At 70.6% G+C, this 13394-nt stretch carries 11 protein-coding genes; 1 reads left to right on the top strand and 10 read right to left on the bottom strand.

Annotated elements, in window-relative coordinates; all coding sequences use genetic code 11:
• Positions 1–44: 44 nt before the first annotated feature.
• On the top strand, positions 45–1409 hold the full coding sequence (locus tag GIY23_RS02680) for a cryptochrome/photolyase family protein (RefSeq protein WP_154075216.1): 1365 nt from the start codon (positions 45–47) through the stop codon (positions 1407–1409).
• Positions 1410–1651: 242 nt separating this feature from the next.
• On the opposite strand, the gene GIY23_RS02685 is transcribed toward GIY23_RS02680, so the two are convergent.
• The 10 genes from GIY23_RS02685 to GIY23_RS02735 form a co-directional block, all read right to left on the bottom strand.
• Complete coding sequence (locus GIY23_RS02685; RefSeq protein WP_154075217.1) at positions 1652–3214, bottom strand: glycerol-3-phosphate dehydrogenase/oxidase; 1563 nt, start codon at positions 3212–3214, stop codon at positions 1652–1654.
• 23 nt (positions 3215–3237) lie between these two features.
• Positions 3238–4257 carry an NADP-dependent oxidoreductase gene (locus GIY23_RS02690; RefSeq protein WP_222850223.1) on the bottom strand — a complete coding sequence of 340 codons (1020 nt, stop codon included), beginning with the start codon at positions 4255–4257 and terminating at the stop codon, positions 3238–3240.
• A 37-nt stretch (positions 4258–4294) separates the two neighbouring features.
• Positions 4295–5047: a GNAT family N-acetyltransferase gene (locus tag GIY23_RS02695; RefSeq protein ID WP_187352000.1), complete on the bottom strand. Its 753-nt coding sequence runs from the start codon at positions 5045–5047 to the stop codon at positions 4295–4297.
• A gap of 269 nt (positions 5048–5316) precedes the next feature.
• Positions 5317–5736, bottom strand: coding sequence for a hypothetical protein (locus tag GIY23_RS02700; protein ID WP_154075220.1), 420 nt, complete (start codon positions 5734–5736; stop codon positions 5317–5319).
• On the bottom strand, positions 5729–8611 hold the full coding sequence (locus GIY23_RS02705; RefSeq protein WP_154075221.1) for an FtsK/SpoIIIE domain-containing protein: 2883 nt from the start codon (positions 8609–8611) through the stop codon (positions 5729–5731). Before GIY23_RS02705 ends, GIY23_RS02700 begins: the two co-directional genes overlap by 8 nt.
• Before the next feature lie 65 nt (positions 8612–8676).
• Positions 8677–8928 (bottom strand): hypothetical protein, encoded by a 252-nt coding sequence (locus tag GIY23_RS02710; protein ID WP_154075222.1) that lies wholly within the window; start codon positions 8926–8928, stop codon positions 8677–8679.
• Positions 8929–9189 carry a hypothetical protein gene (locus GIY23_RS02715; RefSeq protein ID WP_154075223.1) on the bottom strand — a complete coding sequence of 87 codons (261 nt, stop codon included), beginning with the start codon at positions 9187–9189 and terminating at the stop codon, positions 8929–8931.
• A gap of 215 nt (positions 9190–9404) precedes the next feature.
• Entirely contained in the window at positions 9405–10241 is an 837-nt protein-coding gene (locus GIY23_RS02720; protein ID WP_154075224.1) for a hypothetical protein, read from the bottom strand.
• Between the two features lie 199 nt (positions 10242–10440).
• Positions 10441–12108, bottom strand: a complete 1668-nt coding sequence (locus GIY23_RS23350; RefSeq protein ID WP_407646823.1) for a PRC and DUF2382 domain-containing protein — start codon at positions 12106–12108, stop codon at positions 10441–10443.
• 183 nt (positions 12109–12291) lie between these two features.
• Positions 12292–13095, bottom strand: a complete 804-nt coding sequence (locus tag GIY23_RS02735; protein ID WP_154075225.1) for an alpha/beta hydrolase — start codon at positions 13093–13095, stop codon at positions 12292–12294.
• Positions 13096–13394: the final 299 nt, after the last annotated feature.

Consider the following 13394-nt stretch of genomic DNA (forward strand, 5'->3'; position numbering starts at 1 on the left):
GAACGCCCGGACGTGCTCGCGTGCGTTCCGGGTAGCGTCGCGGCATGAGCGGTCCGGCGATCTTGTGGTTCCGGCGGGACTTGCGCCTGCGCGACCACCCTGCGTTGCTCGACGCCGCGGCGGCCGCGGACGGGCGAGTGCTCGCGGTGTTCGTGCTCGATCCCGCGCTGCTCGAACCGTCCGGCGCGGTTCGTCGGACGTTTCTGTTCCGGTGTCTGCGCGCGCTCGACGAGCAGCTCGGCGGGCGGTTGCTGGTGTTGCGCGGCGACCCGGTCGAGGTCGTTCCCGAGCTGGCGCGGTCGGCCGGTGCCGTGGGCGTGCACGTGTCCGCCGACACCGGTCCCTACGGGCGCGAGCGGGATGCGCAGGTGCGGCAAGCGCTCGAAGCGGACGGCGTCGGGTGGCATCCGAGAGGATCGCCGTACGCGGTCACGCCGGGGCGGGTCACCAAGAACGACGGTTCGCTGTACAAGGTCTACACCCCCTTCCGCCGCGCCTGGGGGGATCACGGCTGGCCACGTCCGGCGGACTCCGACGAGACGTCGGCGCGTTGGCTGGACGGGAGCATTCACGGCGGGGTGTCGATCCCGGACGACGAGGTTCACGATCTTCCGCTGCCGGACGCGGGCGAGTCGGCGGCGAACGATGCGTGGCGATCGTTCCGCGAGTCCGGCCTGCACGACTACGAGGGTGCACGCGACCGGCCGGACCGTTCCGGCACCAGCCGCATGTCGCCGTATCTGCGGTGGGGCTGCGTGCATCCGAGGACGCTGCTCGCCGACCTCGCGGGCGATCGCAGTCAGGGAGCGTCGAGTTACCGCAACGAGCTGGCCTTTCGCGACTTCTACGCCGACGTGCTCTGGAACTGGCCGAGCAGCGCCCGGCACAACTTCGACCGCCGGTTCGACCGCATCCGGCTGGACTGGGACCGCGAGCTGTTCGCCGCGTGGCGCGAGGGGCGCACCGGGTTCCCGATCGTCGACGCGGGAATGCGTCAACTGCTCGCCGAGGGCTGGATGCACAACCGAGTACGCATGATCGTGGCGAGCTTCCTCGTCAAAGATCTGCACCTGCCGTGGTGGTGGGGTGCGCGGCACTTCATGCACCGGCTGGTCGACGGTGACCTGGCCTCGAACCAGCACGGCTGGCAGTGGGCGGCGGGCAGTGGCACGGACGCGGCGCCGTACTTCCGGATCTTCAACCCCACCACTCAGGGCGAGAAGTTCGATCCCGACGGCGCGTACGTCCGCTACTACGTCCCGGAGCTGCGCGGCATCGACGGCAAGGCCGTGCACCAGCCGTGGAAGCTCACCGCGCAGCGGCCTGAGGGATACCCGCAGCCGCTGGTCGAGCACGCCGCTGAGCGTCGCGAAGCCCTGGCCCGCTACGCCGAGATCAAGAACGCGTAATGGTGGAGCGAACGGCACTTTCGCCCCACCACACGAGGCGAAAGTGCCGTTCGCACCACCACACAGGGTGAACCGCTCTCGCACCGCCACACGAGGCGAGAGTGCCGTTCGCACCGCCACACGAGGCGAAAGTGCCGTTCGCACCACCACACGAGGCGAGAGTGCCGTTCGCACCACCACACAGGGTGAACCGCTCTCGCACCGCCACACGAGGTGAAAGTGCCGTTCGCCCCGTGATGTGGCTAGCTCACCACGCCTTGCAGTGCCTGAGTCACCAGGTACTCCACCGGTGCTCGGGCCCGCTCCCGCGCCGCGGGTGTGAGTCCGAGGCGGGTTCGTCGGTCGAGGACGTCGTCGGCGTCGAGCGCCCCCTCGTGGCGCACCGCCCACACGACCTCGGCAGCGGTGAGGCGTGTTCCGGGCGCGACGGCGTCGGCGAGATCCGCGTCGAGTTCGGCGAGTGCGGCGAGCCGGGGTGCCTCGGTCCCGTACTTGCCGACGAGGTGCGGGTCGGCGTCGATCGTGGCGAGCCGCGCCGGTTCGGCGGCACCGACCAACGGCACCGCTCGAGTGCGGGACGGCCCTGCGGCAAGACTCGCCTGCGTGAGTGCCGTGTCGACGGCGTCGGCTGCTGTTCGGCGGTAGGTGGTCAGGCTCTCACCGAGGGCGGTCACGAGCCCGTCTGTTCCGGTCACCACGGTGGGGTGGCCTCGTCGTTTCGTGGCGCCGTTATTTTCCACAAAGGACTGTGTCGCGCTGAACGACTCCAGTACGTGGCGACGTTCGAGCGGCGTATCGAGAACGTTCCGCATCGTCAGAAGCAGCGAGTCCACATCGGAGCCTGCCGATGCGTCGAGTGTGGACGCCTCCTCGTCCAGGGGTTCGTCGGTGACACCGAGAAGTGCGTGGCCTTCGGGTTGCGGCAGTACGAAAGCGGCTTCACCGCGGCGCCCGGAAGGTGGGCGCGTCACCGCCGTGGCGGCGATTCCCGCCGCATCGGGATCGATGACCAGGTGTGCGCCACGCCGGTGCCGGAGCCGGACGCCGGGGTCGAGCTGGGCGGCCCACGAACCGGTCGCATTGATCACGGCAGCGGCGCGCAGGCGCAACGATTCGCCGCTGCGGCGGTCGACGATGTCGGCGCCGTCGTGGTGCAGCGCCCGCGCCCGCACGCGGGTCAGCACGCGGGCGCCGAAACCGGCCGCCGTCCGCGCGAGCGCCACCACGAGTCGTGCGTCGTCGACGAGCTGTGCCTCGAAGTGCAGGACCCCACCGCGCAGCCCTCGTCTGTGCAGCCCCGGAACGAGCGCGAGTGCCTCTGCCGCGGGCGCTCGGTGCGGCGGCGGAAGCAACACGGACGGGGTGCCTGCGGTGCGTCGCAGACCGTCCCGCGCTGCGGCTTCCGCCACGAGCATGCCTTCCGTTCTGCGCGACACGTGCTCGTGCAACGGGGCGAGCTGCGGCACGGCTCGGGTGAGGTGGGGCGCGGTGCGGGTCATGAGGATGCCGCGCTCCACGGCAGCCTGTCGCCGTGCCCAGGGCGAGCTACGGCCCGGATGGCCGCCGTGGAGCAACTTGCTCGTCCAGCGTGACGCGCCCCATGCGAGGTCGTCGGATTCCACCAAGGCGACCGACAGGCCGCGCGCGGCCGCATCCAGGGCCGCGCCCGCGCCGGTCACGCCGCCGCCGACGACGAGCACGTCGAGTCGGTGCCCGTCACCGAGCGCGCCGAGTTCTCGTTCGCGCCGACCGAGGTTCAGCGAGGTCGCGCGAAGCGAGCCCGCAGGCAGCGGCGTGGTGGTCACCGGAACTCCCAGCGCTTGTCGGATCAGAGCGTGACGAGCATCTTGCCCTTGTTCCGGCCCTCGAGCACTCCGAGGAACGCGTCCGGGGCGTTGCGTAGTCCGTCCACAATGGTCTCGGAGTACCGCAGGCTGCCGTCGGCGACCCACGGCGCCACGTCGGCGAGGAAGTCGTCCTTGCGGTGCCCTTCGTCGGCGACGATGAAGCCCTGCATCGACAGGCGCTTGGTGACGAACTGGAACATGTTGCGCGGACCCGGTTCCGGGCTGGTGGCGTTGTACTGGGACACCGCGCCGCAGGCGGCGATCCGGCCGAAGTCGTTCATCGCGGCGATGGCGGCTTCGAGGTGGTCACCGCCGACGTTGTCGAAGTACACGTCGACGCCGTCGGCAGCCGCGGACCGCAACTGTTCGCCCACCGGGCCGTCCTTGTAGTTGAACGCCGCGTCGAAGCCGAGTTCGTCGACGAGATGCCGGACCTTCTCGGGCGACCCGGCGCTGCCGACCACCCGCTTCGCGCCGCGCAACTTGGCCATCTGCCCGACGAAGGACCCGACGGCACCCGCAGCCCCGGAGACGAACACGGTGTCGCCGTCGCGGAAACGTGCCTTGTCGAACAGGCCGACGTAGGCGGTCATCCCCGGCATGCCGAGCACACCGAGGTAGGCGTTGAGCGGTGCGACGTCCTCGGACACGACGGTGGCGTGTTTCGCGGACAGCGTCGCGTACTCGCGCCAGCCGAGCTGGTGCAGCACGTTCTGGCCGGGCCGGATGTCCGGTGAGTTCGACGTCACGACCTCCCCGACCGCGCCGCCGTCCAGCGGTTCGCCCAGCTGGAAGGGGGGAACGTAGGACTTGGCGTCGTTCATCCGCCCGCGCATGTACGGGTCGACGCTCATGACCTTGTTGCGGACCAGGATCTCGCCGTCGCCGGGTGCGCGTACCGGTGCTTCGACGACGTCGAAGTTCTCCGGTGTCGGTCGTCCGTGCGGGCGGGACGCGAGCCGGACCTCGAGTGCCTGTTCCGGAGCTGCCTGTGCCGTCACCGAACCTCCAATTACGAAACTAATTTGTGCCGTAATTTTACGCGGGCCGCTCGACCGCGGCCACCGTCGCGGCGGTCACCGAGCGGTAGGTGAACCCCAGCCGCGTGTAGAGCGCGATCGCCGCCGGGTTGTCCCGGTCGACCATCAGCGACACCGCTCCGTGCTCGTCGTAGAGCCGCTCGGTGAGCCAGCCGCACACCTGCCGTGAGAGGCCGCGACCGCGGTGCCTCCGGTGCGTGGCTACACCGCCGATGAACCCCAGCTCCCGCGCAGGCCAGCAGTCGGCCGCCACCGACAGCAGCGCACCGGAGGCGTCGCGAACTCCCGCCCAGCGACGCGCCCCCGGATCGCCCGGAACGACGTAGGCCGACGGGTTCGCCGACGCGAGCAGCGCAGCCACCTCGTCGATCTCGGGTTTCGGCAGCCACTCCGCGGACCAGCCGCGCACCGGCTCACCGACGAGATCCATCCACCCGAACGTGCCCACCTCGCGCGTCACTCCTCGTGCCGCGACCTCCCGAGCGGACTCGGTCGTGCCGAGAGCACGCAACTTTCCCTCGCGGGGCAGCGGGACGCGGCCCAGCAGTGCCGCGACCGCCTCCGGGCCGCCGGTGAAGACGAGCCGGTCGTTGCGGTTGAGGCCCGGGGCGTACACCACCACGGCGTCGTCGAGCCGCCACGCCGACCCCGCCTCGTGCGGGTAGTCGTCCTCCAGGGCTTGCGCCGCCCAGATCAGCATCGGCTCCGAGGTCGCCGCCGCCACGTCGTGAGCGGTCTCCAGCTGCTCCATGCTCTCGATCCTGCCGGATCGTCCCGCCCACCGGTCCGCGCCCGAGCGGGTGCAGCGGTCAGAGCGCACTGGGGAACTGGCTTTGTGTCGGTAGAGCACGGTCATACGTGACCAGCCTCGGCAGGGTGAGGGGCTCCGGCATTCGGAGCCCGCGCCTGGCACAGCGGGGTTCTCGCCGCGTACGGCCTGGTACTCGAGAGGACCTCAACGCCGCGAGGCGCGGACTGGGGCGGCGGTATCGGACCACCCCCCCAGTTCCACTTGCCCTCTCAGTCTTCGGGCCCGCGGCGTCGGGAGCGCCAGGGGCGTCGCGGGAGCCAGGACGTCGCCCGCCAGCCCGGCTGCCCGAGGGTGTCCCGCAGTTCTAGGTAGGCGACCTGCACCCGCCGGATCGCCTCCGACGGCGCGCAGGGTTCGGCGTCGGAATCCGCGTCCGGCATCCGCGAGACCTGCATCCACTTCTCGTCGAACAGGGCGTCCATGGCGTGGTCCCAGCGTTTTCGGACGCCGTCCACCACCTCCGCGTGCTCGGCCTCGGCTTCGGTGAGTCGCGCCCGTCCGTCGGGGAGCTCGTCGCGGAGCCGCTGCGCCTTCGCGCGCTCGTGGTCGCGGAGCTGCTGGGCTCCTTGCGTGGCGAGCGCGGCCACTTCCCGGTAACGGTCGGCAGCCGAGAGCGGCGGCTCAGTCACGGGATTCCTCCCTCGTGCCGTCGCCCGCCCGCGGACTCGGCATCGTGATCTCGTCCGACCGGGTGTCGAGCTCGAACGGGAGCACGACTTCGGGGCGGGAATGCAGGGAACGGTCGAAGAAGAGCCCACGCCGCGCGCGGGGCGACCAGTTCACCGGCTGGCCGGCGGCGAACGCGGTGAGCTCCGAGCCGTGCACGTCGAAAGCCAGCCACGCCCCGATGTCATCGACGGGCCCCATGCCGAGGCTGTGCTTGAGACGCTGCACGCTGCGCCACCATCCGACCGTGTGCACCCGCAGTTCCGGTCCCTGTTTGAGAATCGTGCGCAGCCGATCCAAGCCACTGGCGTTGCTCGCCGGATCCTTGCGCTCCCACGTGGTGTGGGCCGCGTCCGCCGCGTACAGCAGCAGGCACTCCGTGACCTCGCCGCCGGAGGCCGTGCCCGCACCGCCGCCGGACGTGCTGCGCTCGTCGATCACGGCCGCGAGCCGGTCCAGCGCCCCGGTGGCGTCGTCGAGTCCGACATGGTCGACCTCGTGTCCCGCCGCACGCAGCTCCGTCACGACCGCGCCCACGGCAGGTGCGACCTCGTCGACGAGCCCCGCGATCGTGAACCGGATCGTTCCCGGCGCGTACTGCTGCCCCAAGGACAACGCGGCGGCCCCGAGTACGTTCGACGCGTCTACCCGCACCGAGCCGAGCACGGCGATGTTGCGGCCGGGTGACCGGTCCAGCCGGACCGCCGCCGGAGTGCCTTCGACGTCGATGACCTGCCCGAGCACGGCCGACCGTTCCAGGCCTGCGCGCGGTCTCCGAGACAACCGGGGCAGGTGCGAGCCGTCGAAGAGGCGGGGCCTGGTCGTGGACGGTTGCCTGGCCTCCCACAGTCGCTGCTGCAATGCGTACATCGTCTCCGGTGCGGTTGCGTCCGGCAGCCGAGCGACCTCGTTGCCGTGCCGAACCCCGGACTCGTGGTTGACGACCGCGTGCCAGCGGGGCAGTTCGACCGCAGCGGAGTTGTCCTGCACGAGCACCCGCCGGGCCTTCGGCAGTGCGATCCGCAGGATGAACTGTTCGAACACGGCGGGCTTGCCCCAGAACGCCTCGATACCGGACACGTCCTGGCTGGCGAGCACCAGGTGGATGCCCTGCGAACGGCCGCGCCGTGCGACGTCCTCCAGCAACGCCGTCGCTTGCGACGAGACCGGGTCCCGCTCGGCGAACAGGTACTGGAACTCGTCGATGACGGCCACGATGCGCGGCCAGCGTCCCTCCGGGTCCTGCGCGCGCAGCTCCTCGAGCTTGGTGACTTCGTGCGCCTTCGCCGCGTCCGCGCGGCGGCGCATCTCGTCGGCGAGGAACTTCAGCAGCGCCAGACCGAACTCGCGGTCGGCGTTGACGTTGACCCCGACGACGTTCGCGTGCGGCAGCCAGCTCGGGTCTCGCGTACCGGGCGTGAACTGGGAGAACGACACGCCTTCCTTGAAGTCGAGCAGGTAGAGCTCCAGTTCGTCCGGCGAGTAGCGGGCGGTGAACGCGCCGATCATGCCGTACAGGAAGTTCGTCTTGCCGGAGCCGCTCGGGCCGCCGACGAGCGCGTGCGGACTCGCGTCGCCGAGCGTCAACCACACCGGCTCGCCCTCGCGGAAGCCCACGGGTGCCTGCAGTCCGGTGGTCGAGCGGCACGCCCACAGCTGCTCGGGCACCAGATCGTCGAAACCGCGGACGCGGGAGCGCTGGGCGACGAAACGCTCCGAGATCGCCTTGCACGCGCGCGTGGCGTCCTTTCGCGGCATCGGCGGGTCCGGCGTCATGACCGCGGCTGGACCCGACATGCTGCACCGAGCCCCGTCCGTGTTCAGGTGCACCGACTCCATCGCGCTGTTCACCGACAACCGCAGGTTCACCGCCACCAGCTGAATCCCGCAGTCGAGGCCGCTGCGTGCGACTCGGTGCAACTTCTGCTGTTGCTCGTCGGGCAGTTGTTGCCCGTCGCCGAACAGCACCGCGATCCGCCACGGTTCCCCGCGGTGCCCGGTCTCCGCGGCGAACGACCGCAGCGAGGTGTGCCCGCCGAGCAGCGCGCCGGTGTGGATCCGGCGGATGTGCTCGGAGAGCTCGTCGAGCAGGTCGTCCAGGCGCGTCGGGTCGTGCATCGTCACCAGGCCCGACCGGGTCAGCGGGTGCAGGCCCGGCAGGGTTCCGGTGAGCTGCGCGACGTCCCACACGTGGACCCGCACCAGCCCCGGCCGGAACTGGCTCAGCACCCGCAGCAGCAGGTTCTGGACGAGCCCCTCGGCGGCTTCGCCGGTGTCGTCGGTGCTGACGTGCAGGTGCGACTCGTCCAGCAGCGGCACGGCGACGGGGAACGGGGACGGGTCTGCAGCGTCGGGAACGTGTGCCTCGCCGAGGCGCCACAGCTCCGGTGGGGAGTGCGTGTCGGCGGAACCGACGGTGCCGAGCCAGTCCCGCCACGGCAGACCGGCGCTGCCGCGAGCGACCTCGTCGACGAGCGACGTGAGCTCCTGCGGGCCGTACGCGGTCCAGTCCGCGTAGCACTCGTCGCGTTCTCGGACGGCCTCGCCCCACGCCGATTCCCGCGATGCGGCGGGGAGTACCTCGGTGGTGTGCTCGGGCGCGTCCGATTCGTCCCCGGTCTTCGGCGCGGCCTCGGTGCTCTCGTCGAGCAGCGCCGGCTCCCGTGCGACCTCGCACACTCCGTGCTCGGCGATGCGGAGCGCGAACTCGCGATGCCCGTGCTCCGAACGGGCACGGTGCAGCGCGGCGTCAGCGGAGCCGAGTGCAGCGGCGATCGCGGTACGCAGGCCTTCGTAGGCCGACTGGACTCGCGAGCGACGCTCGTTGCGTGGTCGCACACCTCACCTCGGTAGACGTGTCGCTGAACGTGATCAAGATACCACTGCCCGAGGTCGCCGGGGGCTCACAACCGGCCGGCGAAGTCCCCCAGAAGTGCACCGCTGCGGTCGAGCAGATCGATCGCGCGGGTGATCTGGTCGTCCGCCCGGAACAGGCCGGGCGGCACCACGGTCTCGGGGTGGTGCGGGTCGAGCGAGGCCAGTGCCGCCTGCGCCTCGACCAGGGCGCTGCGGCTGGTGGCGAGCTCGCCGCGCGCCCGCGTCATGTGCTCCTCGACGCCGTGCAAGGCCTGGAGCAGTTCGTGCAGCGCCGACACTCAGAGCCGACCGGCGTAGCCCTCGGTGGAGGAGATGCTCGCGTTGATGGTGCCCTGCACCCCGCTGAGGCTCTGCGTCGCCTCGGCCAGCATGCCGTGCGCCTGCATGATCTCCTCCTGGCCACTTCCCTGCGTCGCGTCGGCGAGCGCCTGTTGGGCCTCCTCGAGGGACATACTCGCCTGCTGCAGTGCGGCGACGCTCTCCGACGCCTTCTGGTTGGCCAGGGCGATGCCTGCCCGAACCTCTTCCACGCCTGCCATCTGTCCGGGTCCTCCGAGTTCTCGCAAAAAGGTGCGCACTGCCGCTCGCAGGCGCGATCACGCGGACAAGTTAGCGCCTCGGGGTCGTGGGGGTGCAGGCAGGGCGGGAGTCTCGTATCCAGGGCGGCAATCGCGAATGCTGTTCGGATCACAACATCACTCGCTCGGGTGGAACAGTGACGGACACGAGGGATTTCCGAGAATTTTCCGTGAATTCAACTCACACTGCCGGTGTTCCAGTGTGGAGTTCCCGAGTCCACCATGGACGGAACGGTGGAGGTCAGCTCGATCGCCGCGATTCCCGACGGTGGTGTCGGGGCCGCCGACCACCGTGCGGTGGCCACCGACGCTCCCGCTCGGGGCCGTGACCAGCCGACACCACCCAGCCGCGCCACCGCGTCCGCCACGATCTCCGCCGGCTCCCCCTCCGCGGGTCCGAGGTCCCACTCCACCCGCACCATCGGCGGCCGCTCCGCACTCCCGAGCAACGTCACCGAACGCGACACCCTGCTCGCCACCGCCCGAGCGGGCCACTCCGCCGCCGCGTGCCGCTGCGTGACGACGTCCACGACCATCCCCAGCCGAGGTCGCACGCGCCCGTGCTCGTCCACGTCGGCCAGCCCCGGTTCCGGCTCCGGCGGCGGCAACAGATCCGGATCCTCATCGGCGAAGACCGGCGCGCCCGCGTCGCCGACCCACGCCTCCACGAGCAACCGCTCTCCACCGGGTACCAAGGCCTCGACGAGCTCCGGATCGTCCACGACGCTCCACGCGGTCGGCGACTCGCACGACACGCGGTGCCGCGGGAACTCCGGCCCCAGCTCGCGCAGAAACGTTCGTACCGCCCGGGACAATGCCGCGGGGCCCGCGCCGGAGGAGCTCGCCGGCAGACTGATCGTCACGGACCAGCACCCCGGTTCCTCGTCCGAGCAGTCGCCGCACTCCACGATCCGGCCGCCCACCCGATGCAGCAGGGACTGGCACGCACGACGCGCCGCCCGGTCGTCGTCGGCGGCGACGACCACGGTGATCATGAGTTCCAGCTCGTCCATCGCTCGACCATTCTGGCGCACGATCGACATCGCCGGCGGACGGACCTCGGTGCCGGCGCACCCGGTCACCACGCCCAGGCACGGGGCCGACACGTCGCCGCCGGCGCCCCGATGGACGCCGGCGGCGACGCTTCCCGTATCCCTGAGTCGCGTGTGAGGCGTGCCCTACGGGCCCCCGAGCCAGGTCACGGCTCTGCTGTCAGGTGGAGTCGGTCGTGGCCGAACCGCCCGTGCTCGAGCTGCCGGACCCCGAGCTGCCGGAGCTCGAACCGCCGGAGCGGGACGTGCTGGTGCTCGAGCTGCCGGACCCCGAGCTGCCGGAGCTCGAACCGCTCGTGCCTGACGTGCTGGTGCTCGAGGTGCCGGAACCGCCGCGGTGCGAGCTGTCGTCGATGTCGAAGCGCTCCTTGCGCACTTCGCCCTGAACCGTCTGCTCCTCGGTGACGGTCTCGGTGTTGATCGTGACGCGCTCGACCGGAACGGACTCCGTGTTCACCACGGCACGCTCGGCGTGCAGGACGATCTCGTCGTCGGCCTCGCCGATCTCGGTTCGCGACTTCGCGGACGCGGTTATGTCGGTCTGTTCGGTCTCGCTGATCGGGTGCCTTTCGATGCGCACCTCCTCGCGGCTCAACGGCACCGTCACCGACTGCTGCTCGGTCACGACGTACTTGCGAAGCCGCACTCTGCCGGACTCGACGTTCTCGGTGTCGACCCGCAGCCGCTCTTCGGACCGCGTCATCTCGTGTGGGATGGTCCCCGACGACGACGTCGACATGCCGGACGACGTCGCGGTCGAAGTCCCTCCTGAGGTCGTCGTGGACTCGTCCGCACGATGCTGGCCGCCCTGACCCTCCGGTGCCCGCATCCGCCACGACGGGTCCGCCGAGGTGCTCTCGCTCTCGGGAGTCTTCGCCGCCGTCGCCGTCGGTGACGCACTCGCCGAGGTGGAGGTCGCCGACTCCGACGCGGACATGCTGCTCGTCGACGCGGTCGTGGTGTCCTCCGAGGCCAGTGACGTGTCGCTGGTGTCCGACACCGACGTGTCCGAAGCGCTCGCGGTGTCCGAAGAGGACGACGAACCGCGCGAGCCTGCCGCCGCGGCGCCCACGCCGGCCACTCCCGCTGCGCCCGCAGCGGTCGCCGCGCCGCCTCCGGAGGAACCGGCCTCGGACATCGTCCCGCTCGTCTCTGTGGCCCCGGTCGTGGGCTGTGCGGGCACCTCGCCCTCCGGCGCCGCCATCGCCGCGTCCGATCTCGTCCCGCTCGCCGTCTCCGCCGTGTCGGACATCTCGGTGCCGGCCATGTCGCTGCCGGTCTCGGACTGCTGGGCCGAGGTCGCCTCCGCGCCGGAGGTGCTCTCGTCTTCGGCCCCACCACCCCGGGAACCCATCGCCATTCCACCCGCGGCCGCGCCGCCTGCGGCGGCTCCGGCCATCGCGCCGCCGGACCCTTGCCCCGAGCCCTGGTCGCCGGCTGCCTGGCTCTGTTCACCAGCCGCTCGGCTCTGTTCGTCACCTGCCTGCGACTCCTGATCGCTCATCCCGGTGCCGCGCTGCACGCCGTAGTAGCTGTAGAGGTCCTGGCCTTCCTTGTCGGACAGGTGACCGTGCTGGGTCGAGACCTTCGGAGCATCCTTCACCTTGCTCTTGGTGACCCCGACATTGATTCCCTTGTCGCCGGAAGACGCCCCGGCCAGCGGCACGAAGGTCTCCTTGGTGCCGAACATGCCGGTGCGAACGGTGACCCACTCGGGTTGGTGCGTGGCATCGTCGACGTAGACGTTGCCGACGCGGCCGATCTTGTCGCCCTCCTGATCGAACACGTCGTTGCCGATGAGATCCTGAGCGCGCTTGACGTCCTTCATGGAAACCGCCTCACCTCGGTGCTGGGGGAGGACCGGACCGCCCGGTACGCAGACGAAACGTCAGGACGGCGCGAGGTCCTGCCTACCGGGACCCACTGCGTTCACGCTGCGCCCGGACCCGGGGACCCGCAACCGGATCCCCGCCTTTGCTCACACTTTCGGGGGACGCGACACGCCCGGTCCTCAGCGGCTGATCTCCCGACGGACGAACGCGACGACGTCGCGGATCACGTCGGCGCCGTTGGTCTCGTTGAACACCTCGTGCCGGGCGCCCGCGTAATGGTGCTCGTGGAAGTTGCGGCCGCGGATCCGGTCGATGCCGGTCCGGGTGTCCTCGGCAGGCACCAGCTCGTCGTCCTCGCCGTGCAGCCACAACGTCGGGAGGTCGAGCTGTGGACCCTCGTGGATCGCCAGCAGGCAGCGGTCGATCGCCATCAACGTGCTCCGCTTGAACGCCCCGTGCCACACGAGCGGATCGGCGACGTAGTCGCGACCCACCCCCAGGTCCCTGGACAGCGACTCCGGGTCGATCGGGGTGTCCGGGAGCTGCGTGTTCTCGAGGAGATCGAGCACGTGCCAGGTCCCCAAGACCGGTGCGGACAGCACGACTCCCCGGAACTGCTCCTGATCGCGTTGGGCGAGCCGGGTCGCGAACATACCGCCGAGTGAATGTCCGATGAGGACGACGGGCAGTTCGGGATGTTCGGCGGCGAGCCGCGCGTGCAACGCCTCCAGGTCGTCGACGATGCGTTCCGCGTCGTCGATCAGCACCCGTTCACCAGGGGACCGGCCGTGACCGCGGTGGTCCGGCGCGCACACCAGCGCTCCCTCCGCCACGAGCTGGTCGGCGACTCGGTGATAGCGCCCGCCGTGTTCGCCGTACCCGTGGACGACGAGAGCGAGCCACGTCGGCTCCGGCGGTGCCCAGGTGCGGACGAACACGTCACCGTTGGAGCAGGGGACGAGATGTTGCGTCGGGTCCGCCATGGCCACCACGACAGCACATGCCGGGCCGCGTGGCCAGCATCGATCGCTGTGCGGTCGCCGGCGGTGTCAGCGGGCGTTGTGGAACTTGGGTGTGTGGTCCGGGACCGCCGCCCCAGTTCGTGCCTCGCGGCGTTGGGGTCCTCGTGAATACCACACGTGCGCGGCGAGAATCCCTTCCTTGCGAGGCACGAACTCCGAACGGAGCCCCTCACCCTGCCCCGGCTGGTCTATGACCGCCCTACGGGAACACGTGCCGGTTCCCAGATGCGCTCTCACTCGCGATCAGCCGGGGCACGGTG

Source organism: Allosaccharopolyspora coralli (assembly GCF_009664835.1).
Lineage (GTDB): Bacteria > Actinomycetota > Actinomycetes > Mycobacteriales > Pseudonocardiaceae > Allosaccharopolyspora > Allosaccharopolyspora coralli.